10 protein-coding genes are annotated in these 23,378 nt (G+C 63.1%); 7 read left to right on the top strand and 3 right to left on the bottom strand.

Going from position 1 to position 23,378, the window contains the following annotated elements; translation table 11 throughout:
* Positions 1-74: 74 nt before the first annotated feature.
* From BSG19_RS22250 to BSG19_RS22235, 4 genes are all read left to right on the top strand, one after another.
* Positions 75-8,675 carry a glycoside hydrolase family 94 protein gene (locus BSG19_RS22250; protein WP_092990198.1) on the top strand — a complete coding sequence of 2,867 codons (8,601 nt, stop codon included), beginning with the start codon at positions 75-77 and terminating at the stop codon, positions 8,673-8,675.
* A 107-nt stretch (positions 8,676-8,782) separates the two neighbouring features.
* Positions 8,783-9,994 (top strand): OpgC family protein, encoded by a 1,212-nt coding sequence (gene opgC / locus BSG19_RS22245; protein ID WP_092990197.1) that lies wholly within the window; start codon positions 8,783-8,785, stop codon positions 9,992-9,994.
* Between the two features lie 117 nt (positions 9,995-10,111).
* The gene (gene leuB / locus BSG19_RS22240; RefSeq protein ID WP_092990196.1) at positions 10,112-11,224 is read left to right on the top strand and encodes a 3-isopropylmalate dehydrogenase; all 1,113 of its coding nucleotides are present in this window, start codon (positions 10,112-10,114) and stop codon (positions 11,222-11,224) included.
* A gap of 133 nt (positions 11,225-11,357) precedes the next feature.
* Positions 11,358-12,056 carry a phosphatase PAP2 family protein gene (locus BSG19_RS22235; RefSeq protein WP_092990195.1) on the top strand — a complete coding sequence of 233 codons (699 nt, stop codon included), beginning with the start codon at positions 11,358-11,360 and terminating at the stop codon, positions 12,054-12,056.
* A gap of 57 nt (positions 12,057-12,113) precedes the next feature.
* Here the strand turns inward: BSG19_RS22235 and BSG19_RS22230 are convergent, their stop codons facing one another.
* The gene (locus tag BSG19_RS22230) at positions 12,114-14,000 is read right to left on the bottom strand and encodes an MFS transporter (RefSeq protein WP_092990194.1); all 1,887 of its coding nucleotides are present in this window, start codon (positions 13,998-14,000) and stop codon (positions 12,114-12,116) included.
* Positions 14,001-14,475: 475 nt separating this feature from the next.
* Between BSG19_RS22230 and BSG19_RS22220 the strand changes: the two genes are divergently transcribed.
* Both BSG19_RS22220 and BSG19_RS22215 read left to right on the top strand, forming a co-directional pair.
* Positions 14,476-15,510: an aspartate-semialdehyde dehydrogenase gene (locus BSG19_RS22220; RefSeq protein ID WP_092990192.1), complete on the top strand. Its 1,035-nt coding sequence runs from the start codon at positions 14,476-14,478 to the stop codon at positions 15,508-15,510.
* A gap of 164 nt (positions 15,511-15,674) precedes the next feature.
* On the top strand, positions 15,675-16,481 hold the full coding sequence (locus BSG19_RS22215; RefSeq protein ID WP_092990191.1) for a lytic murein transglycosylase: 807 nt from the start codon (positions 15,675-15,677) through the stop codon (positions 16,479-16,481).
* A 140-nt stretch (positions 16,482-16,621) separates the two neighbouring features.
* Here BSG19_RS22215 and BSG19_RS22210 read toward each other — a convergent pair whose 3' ends face one another.
* Positions 16,622-17,263: a carbonic anhydrase gene (locus BSG19_RS22210; RefSeq protein ID WP_092990190.1), complete on the bottom strand. Its 642-nt coding sequence runs from the start codon at positions 17,261-17,263 to the stop codon at positions 16,622-16,624.
* Between the two features lie 124 nt (positions 17,264-17,387).
* The gene (pdxY, locus tag BSG19_RS22205; RefSeq protein ID WP_092990189.1) at positions 17,388-18,263 is read right to left on the bottom strand and encodes a pyridoxal kinase PdxY; all 876 of its coding nucleotides are present in this window, start codon (positions 18,261-18,263) and stop codon (positions 17,388-17,390) included.
* Positions 18,264-18,491: 228 nt separating this feature from the next.
* Between pdxY and BSG19_RS22200 the strand changes: the two genes are divergently transcribed.
* On the top strand, positions 18,492-23,324 hold the full coding sequence (locus BSG19_RS22200) for an NAD-glutamate dehydrogenase (RefSeq protein WP_092990188.1): 4,833 nt from the start codon (positions 18,492-18,494) through the stop codon (positions 23,322-23,324).
* Positions 23,325-23,378: the final 54 nt, after the last annotated feature.

Here is a 23,378-nt window from a genome sequence, read left to right as displayed (position 1 = left end):
CGCCTCACGCCGACCGACTGCGCCCCGTGCAGTCGCCTTATCTTAACTCAACGGTTGGATCCAGAACCCGCTCCATGGCCCTGCAAGAAACAAACACGACCTCGCCGCGCGAAGCCCAGCCCGCCCTTCTCGACACCAACGACTCGATCCGTTCGACCTATTTCACGAACGAGGAACTTCGGGCCGCAGGTGCCGCACTGGCACGAGATGGTGCGACGACCCTGCCGAGCTTCTTCCCGTTCGAGTTTCAACAGCGTCACCGCGAAAACGAAGGCGAGATCTTCCGGGTCTACAAGATAACGGCCGCCGACGTGGAAGCCGGCGCCACCATCACGCCGGCGGCGGAATGGCTGCTCGACAACCACTATGTCGTGGAAGAAGCGATCCAGGAGGTCCGGCGCGACTTTCCGCGCAAGTTCTACCGGCAGCTGCCAACGATCCCCGTCCCTGATACGGGTGCCGGCACCTCCATTCCGCGCACCATGGCGCTGGCCTGGCTGTACACCGCCCACACCCATTCCACCGTATCGCGCGAAAGCCTGACGGCCATGGTCGAGGGCTTCCATGAGCATGCCACGTTCAAGATCGGCGAGCTCTGGGCGCTTCCCTCCATCCTGCGCTTCATTCTGATCGAGAACCTGCGCCGCATCGCCATCCGCGTCGAGCGCTCACGCGCCATGCGCCACAAGGCCAACGACGTGGCCGACCAGATCGTCCGTCTCAGCGATCCGGAAAAAGCGGCCACGCTGCTCAAGGACTACGAAGGACTGGCGGCCGATAATTCCTTCGTCGCCCAGCTTCTCTACCGCCTGCGCGACGGCTCGCAGAGCGGCCGCGTTGTCATCGGCTGGCTTGAGGAGCAGCTGGAAAAGCGCGGCAGCGACGTCGAGGAGGCACTGGTCGCCGAGCAGAACCGCCTGTCATCCGGCAATGCGACGATGAGCAACATCATCCGCTCGCTGCGCGAGATCGACGACAATGACTGGGCCGTCTGGTTCGAAAGCGTCAGCAAGCTCGATGCCGAACTGCGCGACCACTCCGATTACATGGCGCTCGATTTCGGCTCCCGCAACAAGTACCGCACGACGATCGAGCGCCTTGCAAAGCGATCCGGCCTGACCGAGCTGGAAGTCACCCAGCGCGCCATCGCGCTGGCGGCCGAGGGAGCCCGGGGGGCAGCCGATGAGACGGCGGCGGAGGCCGACGCGGGAGCCCCTACCGATCTTACGGTCGACGAAGCCGTTCTCCACATGCCGGCCACCAATGTCGGCGATTTCCTGGTCGGCAATCGCACCGATGCCTTCGAGGAGGCGATCGGCTATCGGCCGACGCCCGTTCAGTCGGTGGTGCGCATGGCGCGCCGCATGGGTTGGCTCGCCATCGCTCTGCCCAATCTCCTCCTCACGATCCTCGCCATCGTCCTCGTCTATGATTTCATCAGCCCCATGGACATGCCGACGGGCGCCAAGCTGATCATCCTGCTTCTCTTCGCCCTGCCCGCCTCGGAAGGTGCTGCCGGCCTGTTCAACACGGTCGTGACCTTCTTTCTCACGCCGTCGCGGCTCGTCGGGTACGAATTCCTCTCCGGCGTGCCGGAAGATGCGCGCACGCTCGTCGTCGTCCCCTGCCTGATCTCCAAGCGCGACCACGTAGACGAACTCGTTCGCAACATCGAGGTCCACTATCTCGCAAACCCCAAGGGCGAGATCTACTTCGCGCTGGTCAGCGACTGGGCCGACAGCCAGACCGAGGAAACGGCCGCAGACCTCGATGTCCTGGAATATGCCAAGGGCGAGATCGCGACGCTTTCCAAGCGCTATGCCCATGATGGCCGCACACGCTTCTACCTCCTCCACCGCCGCCGCCTCTACAACGAGGGCGAAGGGGCATGGATGGGCTGGGAGCGTAAGCGTGGCAAGCTGCACGAACTGAACCTGCTGCTGCGCGGCGACCGCGATACCACCTTCATATCAGGCGCCGACAAGGTTCCCGAAAACGTCCAGTACGTCATGACGCTCGACAGTGACACGCGCCTGATGCGCGATGCCGTTACCAAGCTCGTCGGCAAGATGTATCACCCGATCAACCGTCCGGTCATCGACGTCAAGAACCAGAAGATCCTGTCAGGCTATTCGATCCTGCAGCCCCGCGTCACGCCGTCGCTGACGACGGGCAGCGAAGCATCGTCCTTCCAGCGCATCTTCTCGGCCAATCGCGGCATCGACCCCTACGTCTTCACGGTGTCCGACGTCTATCAGGACATCGTTTCGGAAGGCACGTTCACCGGCAAGGGCCTCTATCATGTCGATGCCTTCGAAGCGGCGATCAAGGGCCGCATCGAAGAGAACGCGGTTCTCAGCCACGACCTTCTCGAAGGATCCTTTGCACGCTGCGCACTGGTCACCGACGTCGAACTCGTCGAGGATTTCCCGATCCGCTACGAGGTCGAGACCTCGCGCCAGCATCGCTGGGCGCGTGGCGACTGGCAGCTCCTTCCCTACATCTTCAATCCGTCGAACGGGCTTTCCATGCTCGGCCGCTGGAAGATGTACGACAATCTGCGCCGTTCGCTGATCCCTGTCGCCTGGCTCATCGCCTCCGTGCTCGGCTGGTACTATATGGAGCCGACGCAGGCGCTGATCTGGCAGGTCGTCCTGATCTTCTCGCTCTTCGTGGCGCCCACTCTCTCGCTCATCTCCGGCCTGATGCCGCGCCGCAACGACATCGTCGCCCGCGCCCATTTCCACGCCGTCCTCTCGGAGATCAGCGCCGCCAATGCTCAGGTGGCGCTGCGCATCGTCTTCATCGCCCATTCCGCAGGCATGATGCTGGATGCGATCGTGCGGGCCGTCTACCGCACCTTCGTCAGCGGCAAGCTGATGCTCGAATGGCGCACGGCCGCCCAGGTCCAGAGCGGCGCCACCGGCACCGTGCTCGACTACTACCGCACCATGTGGATTGCCCCAGTTATCGCGGTGGTATCGCTCGGACTGGCCGCCGTCTCCGCCACCGGCCTTCCCTTCATCGGCATTCCCTTCGCCGTCCTCTGGGCACTGTCCCCGGCCATCGCCTGGCTCGTCAGCCAGTCCGCCGAGACCGAAGACCAGCTCGATGTTTCCGACGAGGTGAAAGCCGAGTTCCGCAAGATCGCGCGCCGGACATGGCGCTTCTACGAGGAATTCGTCACTGCCGAGCAGCACTTCCTGCCGCCGGACAATTTTCAGGAAATCCCGCATCCGATCCTCGCGGAGCGGACGTCGCCGACGAATATCGGTGTCTACCTGCTCTCGGTCATGTCGGCCCGCGACTTCGGCTGGATCGGTTTCGAGGAAACCATCCGCCGTCTCGAGGAAACCATCGCGACCGTCGACGCCATGCCGAAATATCGCGGCCACCTGTTCAACTGGTACACGACCAACCGCCTGGAGACGATGGAGCCGAAATATATCTCGGCCGTCGACAGCGGGAACTTGGCCGGCCACCTCATTGCCGTCTCCTCCATGTGCCGCGAATGGGCGGAAGCCCCCTCGGCGCATGTTCAGGGCAGCCTTGACGGCATCGGCGACGTCGTATCGATCCTCGCCGAAATGCTGGCCGCCCTTCCCGACGACCGCAAGACGGTCCGACCCCTGCGCCGCCGTATCGAGGAACGCCTGATCGGCTTCCAGAGCGCCTTGCAGTCGGTCAAGCGCGAGCACGAGTTCGCCTCGATCCGCGTCATCAACCTTTCGGTGCTCGCCCGCGACATCCAGAAGCTGTCGCTGAACCTCGATCACGAGGTAAAGAGCGGCGCCAGCGGCGAAGTCGTCAAATGGTCGGGCCTTCTGGTCCAGACCTGCGAGGCACACATCGCCGACAGCGTCTTCGACCTTGGCGCCATCGATGCCCTGCGCCAGCGTCTCATCGTGCTGCGTGACCGCAGCCGCGACATCGCCTTCTCGATGGACTTCACGTTCCTCTTCCGCAAGGAACGCCGCCTGCTCTCGATCGGCTACCGCGTCAACAGCGGCGAACTCGACGAGGCCTGCTACGACCTTCTCGCCTCGGAATGCCGCCTGACCAGCCTGTTTGCGATCGCCAAGGGCGACCTGCCGACGGAGCACTGGTACAAGCTCGGCCGCCCGGTCGTGCCGATCGGTGCGCGCGGCGCGCTGGTCTCGTGGTCCGGCTCGATGTTCGAATATCTGATGCCCCCGCTCGTCATGCAGGAGCGTCAGGGCGGCATTCTCAACCAGACGAACAACCTGATCGTGCGCGAGCAGATGAACCACGGCCGTCGCCTCGGCACGCCATGGGGTATCTCCGAAGCCGCGTTCAACGCGCGCGACCATGAACTGACCTACCAATACACCAACTTCGGCGTCCCCTCTCTCGGCCTCAAGCGCGGTCTCGGCCAGAATGCCGTCATCGCGCCCTACGCCTCGATCCTTGCCAGCATGTACGACCCGAAGGCGGCGCTTGCGAACTTGGAACGCCTGCGCGGCTTCGGAGCGCTCGGCATCTACGGCTTCTATGACTCCGTCGACTTCACACCGACCCGCGTCCCCGAAGGCAAGACCTGCGCGGTCGTGCGAAACTACTATGCGCACCACCATGGCATGTCGATCGCGGCGGTCGCCAACGTGGTCTTCAATGGCCGCCTGCGCGAGTGGTTCCATGCCGATCCGGTCATCGAGGCCGCTGAACTCCTGCTGCAGGAAAAGGCGCCGCGCGACATTCCGATCATCAACGCCAAGCGCGAACCCGAAGCGCTGGGCAAGGGCCAGGAAGACCTGCTCCGCCCCGAGGTCCGCGTCGTCAAGAACCCGCTCGCCAAGGACCGCGAGACCGTGTTCCTGTCGAACGGCCATTACGCGATCATGCTGACCGCCGTCGGCTCCGGTTACTCGCGCTGGAACGGTCAGACCGTCGTGCGCTGGAAGCCGGACCCGGTCGAAGACCGCACCGGCACCTTCATCTTCCTGCGCGACACCGCGAGCGGTGACTGGTGGTCGGCCACCGCAGAACCGCGCCGTGCGGAAGGCGAGAAGGCGACGACCCGCTTCGGTGACGACAAGGCCGAGTTCATCAAGATCGTCGGCGACCTCACCAGTGAGGTCGAAGTCATCGTCGCGACCGAACACGATGCCGAAGGCCGGCGCGTGACGCTCGTCAACACCGGCTCCGAGGACCGCTTCATCGAAGTGACCTCCTATGCCGAACCGGTCCTGACGACGGACGATACCGATAACGCGCATCCGCTTTTTGCCAAGATGTTCCTGAAGACGGAAATCGACGCCAAGGGCGACCTCATCCGCGTGATGCGCAACAAGCGCACGCCGGGCGAGCCCGACATGCAGGTCGCGCACCTGATCGTCGACAATGCCGGCACCGACCGCCCGACGGAGGTCGAGACCGACCGCCGCCGCTTCATCGGCGAAGGTAGAACGCTGGCGGAAGCCCGTGCCTTCGACGGCGATGTCAGCCTCTCCGGCACATCGGGCTTCACGCTCGATCCGGTCATGGCGCTCCGCCGCACCGTGCGCGTGCCGGCCGGCAAGAAGGTCAGCGTCATCTTCTGGACGATTGCGGCCCCCAACCGCGTGGATATTGATCGCGCCGTCGAGCGCTATCGCCACCCGGACAGCTTCAGCCATGAGATGATCCATGCCTGGACCCGCAGCCAGGTGCAGATGCGCCATGTCGGCGTGACCTCGCAGGAAGCTGCAAGCTTCCAGATCCTCGGCCGCTACCTCATCTATCCCGACATGCAGCTTCGGGCGGATACGGCGACGGTGCGTGCGGGCCTCGGACCGCAGTCGGCTCTCTGGCCGCTCGCGATCTCCGGCGATTTCCCGATCTTCACCGTTCGCATCAACGACGATGTCGATATGGGCATTGCCCGCGAAGCGCTCCGCGCGCAGGAATATATGCGTGCCCGTGGCGTCACCGCCGATCTGGTGATCATCAACGAGCGCGCCGCATCCTATGCGCAGGACATGCAGCACGCGATCGACAGCATGTGCGAGAACCTGCGCCTGCGCGGTCAATCCGACGGTGCGCGCCAGCACGTCTTCGCCGTCCGCCGCGATATCATGGAAGCCGAGACATGGGCGGCTCTGCTGTCTGCCTCCCGCGCCGTCTTCCATGCCCGCAACGGCAAGATCTCGGACCAGATGGCGCGCGCCGAAGCGCTCTATTCGACGCCGAGCATCAAGAAGGACAAGCCGGCCACCGGCTCCGTGCCGCTGCTGGCAGCTCCCACCGTGATCGAGGCCGAACCGGCCATGATCTCCGGTGACGGTCTCGATTTCTGGAACGGCTATGGCGGCTTCTCGGCCGACGGCCGCGAATACGTCACGCGTCTGCGCGGTGGCGAGGCGACGCCGCATCCGTGGATCAACGTCATCTCGAACGACATCTTCGGTTTCCACGTTTCGGCCGAAGGCTCGGCGTTCACCTGGAGCCGCAACTCGCGCGACTACCAGCTGACATCATGGACCAACGATCCGGTCGGCAACCGCCCCGGAGAGGCGATCTTCATCAAGGACATGACCAGCGGTTCGGTCGTCACACCCTATGGCGCGCTCTCGCGTCGCAAGGATGTGACCTTCGAAACCCGGCACGGCCTTGGCGTGTCCACCTTCTCGAGCGTCCAGGACGGCCTGACGGTGGAAGCCACGCAGACCGTGCATCGTGCGCTGCCCGTAAAATACACCCGCCTGCGCCTGACGAACGGCGCCGGTGAGGTCCGTCGCCTGCGTCTCTACGGCTACGTCGAATGGGTCCTCGGCAACAACCGCGCGAGAACCGCGCCCTTTGTCGTCAGCCATTATGACGAGGTTGCGGGAATGATGTCGGCGACCAACCCCTACAGCATCGACTACGCAGGGCGGACCGCTTACCTCGCCGTTAGCGAAACCCCGACGAGCTTTACCGCAAGTCGCCGGGAGTTCCTTGGCCGCACGGGTGGCATTCTCGCACCGCAGGCTGTGGTCGACGGCGATGTGCTCTCCGGCAGCTCCGATATCGATGGCGATGCCTGCGCGGCAGTCTCGTTCGACGTCACTCTGAAGCCGGGCGAAACCCGCGACATTGTCTTCTACATGGGTGACAGCGACAATCGCGCACAGGCGCTCGAACATCTGGAAGCCGCCAGGGCCGACATGTTCGATACGGTGCTCGAGGCATCGACCGCCTTCTGGGAAGCCTTCACCGGGGTTCTCGAAATCGAGACACCGGACAAGGCGTTCAACAACCTCGTCAACCGCTGGCTCCCCTACCAGAGCCTCGGCTGCCGCATCCTCGCCCGCTCGGCCTTCTACCAGGCAAGCGGTGCCTTCGGCTTCCGCGACCAGCTGCAGGATACGTTGGCCTTCATCGTGCACCGGCCGGACCTGGCGCGGACACAGATCCTCAATGCTGCCGCGCGGCAGTTTGCGGAAGGCGACGTACTGCATTGGTGGCTGCCGGGGTCCGGGGCCGGCGTGCGTACGCTGATCTCCGACGACGTCGTCTGGCTCGGCCATGCCACGCAGCATTATTGCGAAGTGACCGGCACGACGGACATTCTGGACGAGATCATCCCCTTTATCGAGGGGGCGGCACTCGAGCCCGGCCAGCACGATAGCTTCTTCCAGCCGAAGGTTTCGGAAACCACCGCAAGCCTCTATGAGCATTGCGCCCGGGCCCTCGACCTTGCCATCAAGCGGACCGGCGAAAACGGCCTGCCGCTGATCCTCGGCGGGGACTGGAACGACGGCATGAACCGCGTCGGTATCGAGGGCCGCGGCACCAGCGTCTGGCTGGGATGGTTCCTCGCATCCACCTTGCGCGACTTCACGGGCATCGCGGAATCACGTGGCGATCACGCCCGCGCCACCGCCTGGACCGCACATCTCGAACGCCTCAAGCAGGCGCTGGAAACGGCAGGCTGGGACGGCACGCACTACCGCCGCGGCTATTATGACGACGGCACGCCGCTCGGCTCGGCAACGTCGGACGAATGCCGCATCGACTCGATTGCACAGTCCTGGAGCGTGCTTTCGGGCGAGGGCGATCCGGCCCGCGCCACGCAGGCCATGGATGCGGTGCTTGCGGAGCTTGCCGATGACGAGCACCGCCTGATCCGCCTGTTCACCCCGCCGCTTTCCGGCACCGAGCAGGACCCGGGCTACATCAAGGCCTACCCGCCCGGCGTGCGGGAAAACGGCGGGCAATACACCCACGCGGCCACCTGGGTCGTGCTGGCGCTGACGCGCCTGAAGCGCGGCGACGATGCCTGGAAAGCCTTCCAGATGTTGAACCCTGTAACGCATGCACTGAACCGCGAAGACGCCAATGTCTATCGGGTCGAGCCCTATGTCGTCGCAGCCGACGTCTACGGGCATGGCGACCTGACCGGCCGCGGCGGCTGGACATGGTACACCGGCTCGGCCGCATGGCTCTACCGCGTGGCCGTGGAAGGCATCCTCGGCCTGCGAAAGGAAGGCGATCGTCTGATCGTCGATCCTGCACTTCCTTCGGAGTGGCAGGGCTTCAAAGCCCGGCTGACCATCGACGGCAAGGTGCACGAGATCGCCGTGGCCAGAAACGGCCATGACGACAGCGGTGCCAACGGCGACGAGAATAATGCGTTTGAAGTTACGGTTGATACGACTGTCACAAAAAACGCGCATGATGGCGTTTTGCTCTAGCCACCAATGGCAGACCGGCCCGATTCGACCGGGCCGGTCTGCAAGGAGCCTGAACGATATCGGCGAGGTTGAGGGGCTGGGGCGCCAAGATCCGCATGAGACCTCGAATGCTTCAAGAAACACCTCCGGTGCTGCGCACCGCGTCTCCGGCCCTGCTGCCGCCCTTGCTGCAGCCGGTGTCCGCGCCAGCGCCGACACCGGCTTTAACGCGTGTCGCCGTTCCGGGCGAACGCGATACGCGTCTGGATACCTACCGGGCCATCTGCCTGTTGATGATCTTCATCAACCACGTGCCGGGCCAGTATCTCGAATATCTGACGACGAAGAACTTCGGCTTCTCCGATTCGGCGGAAGCCTTCGTGCTGATCTCCGGCCTCTCGGCGGGCCTTGCCTATGGGCGCAAGTTCCTGCCCGGCAATCGGCTGGCGCTCAGCCTGCGCATCTGGCGCCGTGCCTTCACGCTCTACATCGCCCACATCATGTCGAGCATCATCACGCTCGCGATCTTCGCCGGTGGCGCCCTCTACTTCAACCGTCAGGACCTGATCGGCGAGATCAACATCCGCCCCATGGTCGACAACACGGAGCAGGGCGTGGTCGCCATGGTCCTGCTCGGTCACCAGTTCGGCTATAACAATATCCTGTCCATGTATGCGGTTGTGTTCCTGATGCTCCCCGGAATGCTGCTCCTGCAAAAGATCAGCCCCACCCTCCTCATCGGCATCTCGGCACTGGTCTGGCTCCTCGCTGGCATTTTCCACATCGTGCCGATCAACTTCCTCGATCATAACTACTGGTTCCTGAACCCCTTTTCCTGGCAGTTCCTGTTTGCCATCGGCCTCGTCGCCATGATGCGCAGCCGCACCGGCCTTTCTCTGCCGCGCCACCCGGCTCTCGTTTCGGTCGCGGCCCTTTACGTCGGCGTCTCCTTCGCCTGGGTGCTGTTCTCCTGGTGGTCCATCGATTTCTCTCATGGCCTGCCAGCGGTCCTGACCGGCTTCGACAAGACCTTCCTGTCGTTGACCCGCCTTCTTCATGTTCTCGCGCTCGGTTACCTCCTTGCCATCACCCCGGTGTTCAATCGTCTGTCGCGTCTGCGTCTCGACAATCCGCTGGTCATGATCGGCCGCCACTCCCTGCCCGTCTTCATCTTCGGAACGATCCTGGCTATGATCGGCCAGGTCCTGCTGTTCGTCACCGGCAAGGATCCGGTGGTCGGGACCCTGTTCGTGCTCGTCGGCATCGCTCTCCATTTAGCCTATGCCCGCTATCTCGACTGGCTGGGCGGTCTCTCTGCCGTCGCTCTCGCCAAATCCTGACACGACAGGTCTTATTCTTGGCGAGGCGGCATTTTCCTGCCGCACGACATGCGCTAAAGAACCGGCACATCGCGGGATATCCGCAATCCGTTCGGTCAAAGCTATTGGGAGGCCTCCTTGTCCACGCGCACACTTTTTCTTCTGCCGGGTGACGGCATCGGTCCGGAGGCCATGGCCGAGGTCGTCAAGATCATCGAGCACATGAACACCGAGGCCGGTGCAGGCTTCGTCACCGAGACGGGTCTCGTCGGCGGTTCGGCCTATGATGCCCATGGTGCCGCCATCTCGGACGCCGACATGGCCAAGGCCATGGCAGCCGATGCCGTGCTCTTCGGCGCCGTCGGTGGCCCCAAGTGGGACGACGTGCCCTACGAAGCGCGCCCGGAAGCCGGCCTCCTGCGCCTGCGCAAGGACATGCAGCTGTTTGCCAACCTGCGACCCGCCATCTGCTATCCCGCGCTTTCGGCGGCGTCGTCGCTGAAGCCCGAGCTGGTTGAAGGCCTCGACATCCTCATCGTGCGCGAGCTGACGGGCGGCGTCTATTTCGGCGAACCGAAGGAGATCATCGACCTCGGCAACGGCCAGAAGCGCGGCATCGACACGCAGGTCTACGACACCTATGAGATCGAGCGCATCGCCGGCGTCGCCTTCGAGCTCGCCCGCACCCGCTCGAACCGCGTTTGCTCGATGGAAAAGCGCAACGTCATGAAGTCCGGCGTGCTCTGGAACCAGGTCGTCACCGCGACGCACAAGGAGAAATATTCCGACGTGCAGCTGGATCATATGCTGGCCGATGCCGGTGGCATGCAGCTCGTGCGCCAGCCCAAGCAGTTCGACGTCATCGTCACCGACAATCTGTTCGGCGACATGCTTTCGGACGTCGCCTCCATGCTCACCGGCTCGCTGGGCATGCTGCCTTCCGCCTCGCTCGGTGCGCCTGACGAGACCACGGGCAAGCGTAAGGCGATGTATGAGCCCGTTCATGGGTCGGCCCCCGACATCGCCGGCCGCGGCATTGCCAACCCGATCGCGATGATCGCGTCCTTTGCCATGTGCCTGCGCTACTCGTTCAACATGATCCCCGAAGCAGATCGTCTGGAAAAGGCGATCGCCAACGTGCTCGATCAGGGCATCCGCACCGGCGACATCATGGCGCCCGGCGCGCGGCAGGTCGGCACCACCGAAATGGGCGACGCGATCCTGGCCGAATTCAAGGCACTTTCAGCCTGAAATTCCTGAATAACACGCCAAATGCCCCGGCTCCCCTCGGAGACCGGGGCATTTTCATGTCTGACGGTTGACTTCAGCAAACGCGAAAACACTTTCCGCAAGATCGTTCAGACGGAGACAGACAAGGAACATCATGAAAAGGCCGATCTCCTCTTCCGTCTGGCTGCTGCTCAGCGCCGTCGCCCTCGTCGTCGCACTGGTTCCGTTCGATCCGCGCCTGTCGCAATCGGCGCAGGCGCTACCGGAACCCTTCGTCGCCTTCAACGCGCGCATCACGGATTTCGGCACCTTCGCCTGGATGATCTACGGCTCCGCGACGCTGGTCATCATTGCCTATATCCTTGCACGCGTCGTCAGCAGCCACGGCTTTGCCGAGAAGGCGAGGGCGGCGCGACGTCTGTCGCTTTATTTCCTCGTAACGATCGGCACCGCGAGCGCCGTGGTGCACATTCTCAAATTCTTCATCGGCCGCGCCCGGCCGGAGGCCTTCTCCGACCTTGGCGCCTATAGCCTGACGCCCTTCGCCTCGGAATGGCTGTTCCAGAGCTTCCCCTCCGGCCACTCCGCAGCCGTCGGCTCCTTCTTCGGGGCTTTTGCCATGCTGGCCCCGCGTTTGCGGATCCTCTTTGCGCTGGGCGCGCTCACCATCGGCGTCACCCGTGTGGTCGTCGGGGCGCATTATCCGAGCGACGTGGCCGCCGGCCTGCTCGTCGGTCTCTGGAGCGCCCTGATGATCGCCTTCCTCTTCGCCCGTCAGAACTGTGTCTTCCGGCTCGACGACAAGGGCTGGCCAAGGCCGAAGACGCAGTTCGCGAACCAGGAAAACGTCTGACGAAGAAACCCGGCGAGTGGGCTCGCCGGGTTCATGTCTTGCCGATGAGGGTCTCGCTCAATCCATGGCGTGGATGTCGCGGTCCTTCGTTTCCGGCAGAAACAGAAGGCCGATGACCAGCGTGATGCCTGCAAAGATGATCGGGTACCAGAGGCCGTAATAGATGTCGCCCTTGGCTGCGCTCATTGCAAAGGCCATGGCCGGAAGCAGGCCGCCGAACCAGCCATTGCCGATGTGGTAGGGCAGGGACATGCCGGAGTACCGGATGCGGGTCGGGAACAGTTCGACCAGCAGGGCGGCGATCGGACCGTAGACCATGGTCACGTAGATGACGAGAACGGTCAGGATGGCGATGGTGCCGATCCAGTTAACCTGCTGCGGATCGGCGACCATCGAATAGGTCCCGCCATTCGCCACCGTGTAGACCGGCATGGAGGTAACGCCGGCGGCTTCATCGGCCGTCAGCAGCTTGGCGGCCACCAGTTCGTCGGCCGTCATCGTGGCAGGCGCCGAGGCGCGCACCGTTGCCGGATCGAGCGACAGTTCCGGGTTGGCTGCGACGAAGCCGTCGAGCTTGCTGTCCGGCACCTTTGCCGCCCCCCGCTGAAGCGGGTAGCCCGCATCGTGCAGCGCCATATTGATGCCCTTCTCGAACGCTGAAGCCTTCGCCTTGGCATCCGCACCGGCAGCCACCGTATCGTAGCTCGGCACTGTCGCGTCACCGATCTTGACGGCGGCAGGCTGGCCCGCCGGGCCGGAAACGATATCGTAAGGCACGGAGTTGCGCGTCAGAAAGGCAGTGGCCACGTCGCAGGACGTCGTGAATTTCGCCGTGCCCGTCGGATTGAACTGGAAGGTGCAATCTGCCGGATCGGCCGTTACCGTCGCGCGGACAGTCGCCTGCGCTTCTGCCAGCGCCGGGTTTGCGGTCCAGGTCATGGCTTTGAACAGCGGGAAATATGTCAGCATGGCAAGCAGCAGCCCCGCCATGATGATCGGCTTGCGGCCGATCCTGTCGGAGAGCAGGCCGAAGATGACGAAGAAGCTCGTGCCGACGAGAAGCGATATGGCCACCATGATGTTGGCGGACTGTCCGTCCACCTTCAGGATATTCTGCAGGAAGAACAGCGCGTAGAATTGTCCGCAATACCACACGACGGCCTGACCCATGGTGGCGCCGAACAGCGCGAGAATGCCGATCTTGGCGTTCTTCCACGTGCCGAACGCTTCCTTCAGCGGCGCCTTCGACGTCTTGCCCTCCGCCTTCATCTTCTTGAAAGCCGGCGATTCGTTCATCTTCACGCGAATCCACACGGAGACACCGAGAAGAACGACAGAGACGAGGAACGGGATGCGCCAGCCCCAGGCCGCAAAGGCTTCCTTGCCCACCGCAAACTGGACGCCGAGGATGACCAGAAGCGACAGGAACAGGCCAAGGGTCGCGGTGGTCTGGATCCAGGACGTGAAATAGCCGCGCCGACCATGTGGCGCATGTTCGGCCACATAGGTCGCAGCACCCCCGTATTCGCCACCGAGCGCCAGACCCTGCAGCATGCGCAGGATGATCAGGATGATCGGCGCAGCAATGCCGATGGAGGCAGCCCCCGGCAGGATGCCGACGAGGAATGTCGAAAGGCCCATGATGAGAATGGTGACGAGGAAGGTATATTTGCGCCCGACGAGATCGCCCAACCGCCCGAAGACGAGAGCGCCGAAGGGCCGCACGAGAAAGCCGGCGGCGAAGGCGAGCAGCGCGAAGATGTTGCGCGTCGTCTCCGGGTACTGGCTGAAGAAGGTCGCGCCGATATAGACGGCGAGCGAGCCGTAGAGATAGAAGTCATACCACTCGAACACGGTGCCGAGCGAGGATGCGAAGATGACCTTACGCTCCTCCCCGGTCATCGGTGCGGCCTTCGTCCGGCCCACGGATGTCACATTTGCCATTCTCTTCGTCCTCCCAAAATCAACGCATGCATCCCACCGATCCTCCTCGATCGGCTTGCGGGATACACCGATGGGCAAGAATGCCAGATTGCTTGCGGAACGGGCAGGGATGCTTTGGGATTATGACTTTCGTCTAAGGACAGACTTACGGGAGCCGACTTTTCGGGCCCGTTGCCAACACCCGTGAAAAACCTTGACTTTACCGCTGGAATGAATATGAGCAGCAGCGGAAAGGGAAGGGTTCATGCTTCGTCGAATGTCCATCATCGGCTGCGCAAACGGTCTTGCTTCGGCGAGAGCGCCAGAACCCATGTCCGCACTTTTCACAAACACGGCCAAAACGACGACGAAAACCGTCTGACGTCTCTGGCCCACCGCTCTCTCCCCGGCACGGCCGGGGACGCGAAGCCCGCGCCGCAGGCGATCCGGGTTTCTCCCCCAGCTTCCGCGGAGAGAAGAGAAAGAGAGCAAGACAATGGGTTTCAAGATCGCCGTAGCAGGCGCCACCGGCAATGTCGGGCGCGAAATGCTCAACATTCTTTCCGAACGAGGCTTCCCCGTCGATGAGGTCGTGGCGCTCGCCTCTGCCCGTTCGCACGGCACCGAAGTGTCCTTTGGCGACAAGACGCTGAAGGTGAAGAACCTCGAAAACTACGACTTCTCCGACACCGACATTTGCCTGATGTCGGCCGGCGGCGCGGTCTCGCTCAAGTATTCTCCGAAGATCGCCGCGCAAGGCTGCGTGGTCATCGATAATTCCTCGGCATGGCGCTATGATGCCGACGTGCCGCTGATCGTGCCGGAAGTGAACCCCGATGCAATCACCCAGTTCACCAAGCGCAACATCATTGCCAACCCGAATTGCTCCACGGCGCAGCTCGTCGTCGCACTGAAGCCGCTGCACGACTTCGCAAAGATCAAGCGCGTCGTCGTTTCGACCTACCAGTCGGTTTCCGGTGCGGGCAAGGACGGCATGGACGAGCTCTTCAACCAGACACGCGCCGTCTTCGTCGCCGATCCGGTCGAGAGCAAGAAGTTCACCAAGCGCATCGCCTTCAACGTCATTCCGCACATCGATAGCTTCATGGAAGACGGCTACACGAAGGAAGAGTGGAAGGTTCTGGCCGAGACCAAGAAGATGCTCGACCCGAAGATCAAGGTCACCTGCACGGCCGTGCGCGTTCCTGTCTTCATCGGCCACTCGGAGTCGGTCAACATTGAATTCGAGAACGAGATCACCGCCGATCAGGCCCGCGACATTCTGCGCGAAGCTCCCGGTTGCCTTGTCATCGACAAGCACGAAAATGGAGGGTACATCACGCCTTACGAAAGCGCTGGTGAAGACGCGACCTATATTTCACGCATTCGTGAAGATGCGACGGTCGAAAACGGCCTGAACATCTGGGTTGTGTCCGATAACTTACGCAAGGGCGCGGCTCTCAATGCGATCCAGATCGCGGAACTGCTGGTCGCCCGCGGGCTGATCACGGCCAAGAAGCAGGCTGCCTGATAGACGGCAGAGAGACGAGGTAATCCGCCGCCGGGACAGGAATGGCGGGTTACCGAAAATTTGAAGACGGACGCTCACGGACGGATTCACGTGAAACATCAAGGCGCTGCCTCTGCCAGACGGCAAGGTTGTCGACCATCAGAAGCAGGGCTACGGGGTTTTTTATGCTGAAGAAGACGTTCGCACTGGCAGGCCTTGCGCTAGCCGCCCTCGCACCGCAGGCGGCATTTGCTGCCAGCTGTGGCAACACGTCTGCCGGCTTCGACGCCTGGGTTCAGGACTTCAAGCAGGAGGCCTCCGGCCGCATCAGCCCCGCCGTCCTCGACCGCGCCTTCGCCAACGTAAAGTACAACGCGGCCACCATTCGCGCCGATCGCGGTCAGAAAAGCTTCAAGCTCTCGCTGAACGAGTTCATGAAAAAACGCGGTGGCGCTGCCATCATATCGCGTGGCAAGAAAATGAAGGCCCAGAACGCGGCTCTCTTTTCCTCTATCGAACAGCGCTACGGCGTGCCGGCCGGCCCGCTGATCGCGATCTGGGGCATGGAAACCGGATTCGGCGGCTTCTTGGGCAAGGAGCACACGCTCTCGGCCGTATCGACACTCGCTTATGACTGCCGTCGTTCGGACTATTTCACCGATCAGCTTTATGCGGCCCTGACGCTCGTCCAGCGCGGCGATCTGTCCACGGATGCCCGTGGCGCCGCCCATGGCGAAATCGGGCAGACGCAGTTTCTTCCTGCAAACGTCGTGAAGTACGGCGTCGATGGCGATGGCAACGGCCATGTCGACATGGTTCGCTCCAAGGCCGATGCGCTGGCCTCCACGGCAAACTTCCTGCGCGGCCACGGCTGGCGGGCAGGTGGCGGCTATCAGCCAGGCCAGGCCAATTTCGGCGCCATTCAGGGTTGGAACGCAGCCAGCGTCTACCAGCAGGCCATCGCCCAGATCGCTGCCGACATCGACGGCTGACATTATCGGATTTTTCTGACGGACGAGCCCCGGCGCCGATGCGTTCCGGGGCTTTTTCGTATGCGGCTCACGCAGAAGCATGAAAAAGGCTGCGATGGTCAACCATGCAGCCTTTTATCGTGTCGATCCAGAATGCGTGATCAGGTTCCAGGCCTAGCGAAATCACCCGACTTCGGATCCATCACCCACAGTTCACCGGTCGAAATATCGAACCAGGCACCGTGCAGCTGCAGCTTGCCGCGCTGCTCGAGGATCTGGACGCAGGGGAACGTGCGCAGGTTGACGATGGAATTGCGGATCGACACATGCTCCATCGCGCGCTGACGCTCTGCCGCCGTCATGATGTCATTGCCTGCGATCTGCTCGGCCGCGGGCTTCAGCAAGTTCATCCATTTGCCGATGAAGTCGCCAGGCGACAAAGGCTCGGCGCTGCTGTCGAGCACCGCCTTGATACCGCCGCAGCGGCCGTGACCCATAACCACGATGTCCTTGACGCGCAGCGACTGGACCGCGAATTCCAGCGCCGCCGAGGTCGAATGATACTGGCCATCGGGCTCGTAAGGCGGAACCATGTTGGCGACGTTGCGCACCACGAAAAGTTCGCCCGGCCCGCTGTCGAAGATGGTTTCCGGCGCGGCGCGGGAGTCGCAACAGGCGACAATCAGCGTTTTCGGCTGCTGTCCGGCTTCAGCCAGCGTCTTGTAACGCGCCTGCTGCTCGGAAAACCGGCCGCTCATGAACTTCTGATAACCGCCGAGAAGGTGCTCTGGAAATTGATACATGTGCCTGTGCCCTTTTTGCTGTCCCGTGTTTAAGCGCCGTTTGCCCGAAGAGGCAAGAGTAACGCGGCGAGCTGGGTTAATTCGCGCCGCCACGGGCACGAAGACCACGTGCGCAGGTTGAGCATCAGCGCTTTCGTGTCTGCGCGGGATGCATCAGTCGCCGCATCTGCACCAGGGACATCGGTCCGGTCAGGCAATGCGCGTCCTGCTGCAGCGTCAGCTCGTCCGCGCCGCGTCGCGCCGAGCGGGCGACCATCTCGAACACGCTGGCAGTCGCCAGTTGCAACGCCTTCTCCTCGCTCTGGCCTTCCAGCAGCCTCCCCAGAAAGAGCGCGGCCATCAGGTCGCCCGTCCCGTTTGGCGGATTATCGACCAGGCGATGCTCGGCAAGCAGGGCATGATGACCGGAGAGGTAAAGATTGCCGGTGCTGCCGTTCATCATCGCGACCGCCGACGTGACCAGCATGCGCGATGGCCCGAGCGCGAGCGCCGCATCCAGAATGGCCGCATTGCTGTCGAGCGCAGCATTGGAGAGCCACGACAGCTCGAACCGGTTGGGTGTGGCGAGCCCCGCCAGCGGCAGCAGCCTGTCCCGGATACCCGTGGCCACCGCTTCCGGCACGTAGAGATCGCCGCGATCGCCAATGACGGGGTCGCAGGCATAGATAAGGTGCGGGTTGCGCTCCTTGAGCGCCTCGACCAGCCGGGCCACCGCCTCGACCTGCTGCGCATTGCCGAGATAGCCGGACAATACGGCGCGGACCTCTCCCACCCAGGGAGATGCAGCGAGATCGCGAAGCATCGCATCGAACGTATCCGGATCGATCGCCATCCGTGTCGAGCGTCCATGACCGGGATGCCAGGGCATAATGACGGTCGGTACGGCCCATACCGTAAATCCCAGCGTCTCCAGCGCGAAAACGGCTGCCCGATTGCCAACGGATCCCCGCATGACATGGCTGGAGATGACAATGACGGCACCGGCGGCGGTCTCGGACATGCAGCAGGTCTTTCTCTCGAAGGCTCTGTCGCCAGATCGCCCGACGGTCATGCTGCTGTCAACTGCACATGGAAGGAGAGCATGTACGTTTGATCCCGGCGACCCCGGTATCCGATCCGTACGACAGGACGCCATCGGCGCTTTGACAGAAACAGGCAGGCTTAGCGGTCGCAAAAGCGATTTGTTCTGCTAGGTTCAGGCCAAACAACGGCTGGAGGACGAAGCATCATGGGCACACGACATCATCCGAAGAAAACGCGGCTGATCGGTGAGATCGAGCAGGCGGCGGAACGCCTTGGCCAACCCTTCCTGTCGCCGGCCATCCTCTTTGGACGCGCGAGTCCCGACGATATCGCCGCCTATGACGCCAGCATGCTTGCCGCCGCCGCCGCCCATGCCTACAGGGAAGTGACCGCTCGCAAGAGGGACACATCCCGCGTGACCGTGACGGATCTGGAGAGCGTGAAGCCCGGCGGCGCGCCGGTTTCCGTCCTTTGCGTGACCGACCGCAACATGCCCTTCCTCTATGACTCCATCATGGGCGAGGTCACGAGCCGCCACCGCGACCTTTCGCTCGCCGTCCACCCGATCCTCGTGGTTTCGAAGGGTGCCGAGCCCGTGCTCTTCGATCCCGAGGAGGAGAGCGATCCGGCCGATCGTGTCAGCCATATCCAGATCCACCTCAGTCATCTCGTACCCGAAGAAGCAAAAGCGCTGGTTGCCGGGATCGAGACCGTCCTTGCTCAGGTTCACCAGGCCGTCGGCGACTGGGAGCCGATGAAGGCGCTCCTTGGCGAAGCCATGAGCGAACTGGAAGAACAGACGGCAAGCGACCGCGACGCCGACCGGAAGGAGGCGCTCGCCTTCCTGAAATGGCTGCGCGACGACAACTTCACCTTCCTCGGCATGCGCGAATACAGCTATTCCGGCGATGGCGAGAAAGCGACGCTCGATCGCGGCACCGGTCATGGCCTCGGCATCCTCTCCGATCCGAATGTCCGCGTCCTGCGGCAGGGTCATGACGCCGTGGTCACCACGCCTGAAATTCTCGCCTTCCTGCAGGGTCCCGATTTCCTGATCGTCACCAAGGCGAACACGAAAGCCGTCGTCCACCGCCGCGCCTATATGGATTACATCGGCATCAAGCGCTTCGATGCAGAGGGCAAGGTGATCGGCGAGCTGCGGGTGGTCGGTCTTTTCACCTCCACGGCCTATACACGCTCGGCCTCCGACATCCCGTTGCTGCGACTGAAAGTGCGGCGTGTCATCGAGCACTTCGGCTTCGATCCGCACGGCCACTCGGGCAAGATGCTGATCAACACGCTCGAATCCTACCCCCGCGACGACCTGTTTCAGATCGACGTCGAGGAGTTACAGACATTCTGCGAGCAAATCAACGAGCTCGCCGATCGTCCGCGCGTCCGCGTTCTGCCGCGCATCGACCGCTTCGATCGCTTCGTCTCGATCATCGTCTATGTGCCGCGCGAACAGTATGACTCCCGCGTGCGCGAGCGCATCGGCAATGTCTTCAAAGATGTGTATGAAGGACGGGTTTCTGCCTATTATCCGGCCTTTCCGGCCGGCGGGCTCGCCCGCGTTCACTTCATCATAGGCCGTTCCGGCGGCACGACGCCTCAGGTCGCCCAGAGCACGCTGGAAGATGCCGTGCGCGAGATCGTCACGCGCTGGTCCGATCGTTTCCATCTGCTGGCCCGCCGCGACGGCGTATCGCTAAGCGTGAACGAAGGCTATCAGGCAGCCTTCACCCCTGCGGAGGCCTATGCCGACCTGCCCGATATCGCTGCCGTGCGAACGGACGACCCGATCCGCATCGCCTTCTACGAGCGCCATAGGCCGCATTTGGCACCGGATGCGCCATCCGAAACGGCCGGGGAGGACACGTCGAACGCGGATCGTCTCGAGCTGAAGATCTTCCATGCCGATCACGCGGTCTCGCTGTCCCAGCGCGTGCCTCTGCTCGAAAATCTCGGCTTCCGGGTCATCAGCGAGCAGACCCACGACCTCGACGTTTCCGATGCGAGAGGCGAGCGGCTTGTGGTTCTCCACGACATGGAGCTGATCCACCGCGATGGAAAGACGCTCGACATCTCGTCCATGGGCCCGCTGCTTGAAGAAGCCTTCCTCTCCGCCTGGACCGGCAAGATCGAGGACGACGCCTTCAACCGGCTGATCCTGCTTGCCGGCCTCAATGCGCGTGACGTCACGGTCCTGCGCGCCTATGCGCGCTATCTCCGTCAGGCCGGAATTCCCTATTCTCAGGGGCTGATTGCGGAAACGCTGAACAAATATCCCGCGATCTCTGCCGACATCTTCCGGCTCTTCGTGGCGCGCATGGATCCGACGACAGAGGAAAAGGCGCGAACAGGCGCGGTGTCCAGCCTTCAGACGAGCCTCGAAGAGGCGCTGAACGCCGTTCCCAGCCTCGACGAGGACCGTATTCTCCGACGCATGATGAACGCCGTTCTCTCGACGTTGCGCACCAATTATTTCCAGCGCGACGAAGCGGGCGAACCGCGTATCATGCTCGCGTTCAAGTTCGATCCGAAGCTCCTCGACGGCCTGCCGGAACCGCGGCCCTTCCGCGAGATCTTCGTCTATGGCGTCGAGGTCGAGGGTGTCCATCTGCGCTTCGGCAAGGTGGCCCGTGGCGGCCTGCGCTGGTCGGACCGGGCACAGGACTATCGCACCGAAGTGCTCGGGCTGGTGAAGGCGCAGCAGGTCAAGAATGCCGTGATCGTGCCCGTCGGCGCCAAGGGCGGCTTCTTTCCGAAGCTTCTGCCGACCGGCGGCACGCGCGACGAGATCTTCCGCGTCGGCACCGAGGCCTACAAGACCTATATCCGCACGATGCTGTCGATTACCGACAACATCGTCGATCAGGAGATCGTACCCCCGGCGAATACATTGCGGCTGGATGGTGACGATCCGTATTTCGTCGTCGCCGCCGACAAGGGCACGGCCACCTTCTCCGACACCGCCAACGGGCTTGCGCAGGACGCCGGCTTCTGGCTCGACGATGCCTTCGCCTCCGGCGGCTCCGCCGGCTACGACCACAAGAAAATGGGCATCACGGCGCGCGGCGCCTGGGAAACGGTCAAGCGCCACTTCCGCGAGATGAACATCGATATCCAGACGACGCCGTTCAGCGTCGTGGGCGTCGGCGACATGTCCGGCGACGTGTTCGGCAACGGCATGCTGCTGTCGCGCCAGATCCGCCTCATCGGCGCCTTCGACCACCGCGACATCATCATCGATCCCGACCCCGACATTGCGGCATCCTTTGCCGAGCGCGAGCGGCTGTTCGCGCTGCCACGCTCGAGCTGGCAGGATTATGACCGCTCCGTCCTGTCGAAGGGTGGCATGATCATTCCGCGGACCGAGAAATCGGTGAAGCTGACCCCGGAAGCGGCAGCCGCCATCGGGCTTGAGAAAACACAGGCGACGCCGTTCGAGATCCTGACGGCCATCCTGAAGGCGCGTGTCGACCTGCTCTGGTTCGGCGGCATCGGCACCTATGTGCGTGGCCCGACCGAGAACGACGCCGATGTCGGCGACCGCGCGAACGACCCGATCCGCATCACGGCGGACGAGGTCGGCGCGCGCGTCATCGGGGAGGGCGCCAATCTCGGCGTCACGCAACGCGGCCGCATCGCCTTCGGTCTTGCCGGCGGCCGCTGCAATTCCGACGCCATCGACAATTCGGCCGGCGTCAACTCGTCCGACGTCGAGGTCAATATCAAGATCGCGCTGGCGTCCGCCATGCGCGACGGCCGCCTGACACGCGACAAGCGCAACACGCTGCTGGCCTCGATGACGGACGAGGTCGCGTCTCTGGTTCTCAATAACAACTACCAGCAATCGCTCGCCATCTCGCTGACCGAGATGCAGGGTGCTGCCAACCGCACGTCGCTCGCTCGCCTCATGACGCGGCTTGAGGCGGAAGGACTGCTGAACCGCAAGGTAGAGGTTCTGCCCAACGACAGCGCGCTCAGCGAGCGCTACCAGTCCGGCAAGGCGCTGACCCGGGCCGAGATCGGCGTGCTGCTCTCCTATGCCAAGATCGTGCTCTTTGACGAGATCGTCGATAGCGATCTCCCGGACGATCCCTATTTCCATGAAACGCTGATCGGCTACTTCCCGGGCAAGATGCAGAAGGCGCATCAGGGAGATATCGAGACCCACCGCCTCCGGCGCGAGATCATCGCCACACTGCTCTGCAACGACGTGATCAACCGCGGCGGTCCGGCTTTCGTTTCGACCATGATCGACCAGACGGGCTTTCTGCCGGCCGATGTGGTCAAGGCCGCCGTGCTGACGCGCGACGGCTATGACCTGCCGCGCCTTTACCGTGCGATCGATGCTCTCGACAATGTGGTGCCCGGCTCTGTCCAGAACGAGCTCTATCAGGATGTCGGCCGCATCTTCGCGATCGTCACCGAGCGCACGCTTCGGACCCGAGCCAGCACCGGCCCTCTCGGGCAGGCGATCGACAAGCTGCGCAAGGCGCTGGAGAAGTTGACCACGGCCGCACACGGCGCCGTGCCGGACGAGGCGGTCGCAGAGATCGAGGCCCGCGCCGCAGCCCTTGTCGAAAAGGGTGTTCCGGAAGCGCTCGCGCAGGACATCGCGCGGCTGTTTCTCATCACGCTCGTGCCGGAGATCATGCAGATCTCGTCGGTTGCGGGAACATCGCTTGCCCGTACGGCACAGAGCTATTTCGCGGTGACGCAGAGCCTCAAGGTCGGCCGGCTTCTGGCCTCGGCCGAGCGTATCATCACCACCGACCCCTATGAGGCGATGGCGCTCGCCCGCAGCGTCAGCGATATCGCCGACGCCCGCCGCGCCATCACCATCGCCGCCCTGACCCAGCGCAAGGGCGAGAAGGAACCGGTCATCGCCTGGCAGGAAGGAGACGCCGACCGCTTCAACCGCGTCGTGACGCAGCTGGCCCAGATGACCGAGAAGGGAGAGACGACGCTTGCGAAGATCACCGTGGCGGCGGGCCTGCTGAGCGATCTCGCCGAAGACCGGGCCGGCTGATGGCCGGAACGGTGGAGGGAGAACGCGCAAGCCGGGACCTGGCAGGCGGGGGCA

This window comes from Rhizobium sp. NFR03, assembly GCF_900111275.1.
In the GTDB taxonomy this organism is placed as follows: Bacteria; Pseudomonadota; Alphaproteobacteria; order Rhizobiales; family Rhizobiaceae; genus Ferranicluibacter.
The sequence above is the reverse complement of the archived record's forward strand: the minus strand, read 5'-3'. Positions and strand labels throughout refer to the sequence as shown.

What these genes read in the sequence shown, in the direction of transcription:
- BSG19_RS22250 (WP_092990198.1), top strand. Translation starts at nt 75, where the DNA reads ATGGCCCTGCAAGAAACAAACACGACCTCGCCGCGCGAAGCCCAGCCC.
- opgC (WP_092990197.1), top strand. Translation starts at nt 8,783, where the DNA reads ATGCTTCAAGAAACACCTCCGGTGCTGCGCACCGCGTCTCCGGCCCTG.
- BSG19_RS22235 (WP_092990195.1), top strand. Translation starts at nt 11,358, where the DNA reads ATGAAAAGGCCGATCTCCTCTTCCGTCTGGCTGCTGCTCAGCGCCGTC.
- BSG19_RS22230 (WP_092990194.1), bottom strand. Translation starts at nt 14,000, where the DNA reads ATGGCAAATGTGACATCCGTGGGCCGGACGAAGGCCGCACCGATGACC.
- BSG19_RS22220 (WP_092990192.1), top strand. Translation starts at nt 14,476, where the DNA reads ATGGGTTTCAAGATCGCCGTAGCAGGCGCCACCGGCAATGTCGGGCGC.
- BSG19_RS22215 (WP_092990191.1), top strand. Translation starts at nt 15,675, where the DNA reads ATGCTGAAGAAGACGTTCGCACTGGCAGGCCTTGCGCTAGCCGCCCTC.
- BSG19_RS22210 (WP_092990190.1), bottom strand. Translation starts at nt 17,263, where the DNA reads ATGTATCAATTTCCAGAGCACCTTCTCGGCGGTTATCAGAAGTTCATG.
- pdxY (WP_092990189.1), bottom strand. Translation starts at nt 18,263, where the DNA reads ATGTCCGAGACCGCCGCCGGTGCCGTCATTGTCATCTCCAGCCATGTC.
- BSG19_RS22200 (WP_092990188.1), top strand. Translation starts at nt 18,492, where the DNA reads ATGGGCACACGACATCATCCGAAGAAAACGCGGCTGATCGGTGAGATC.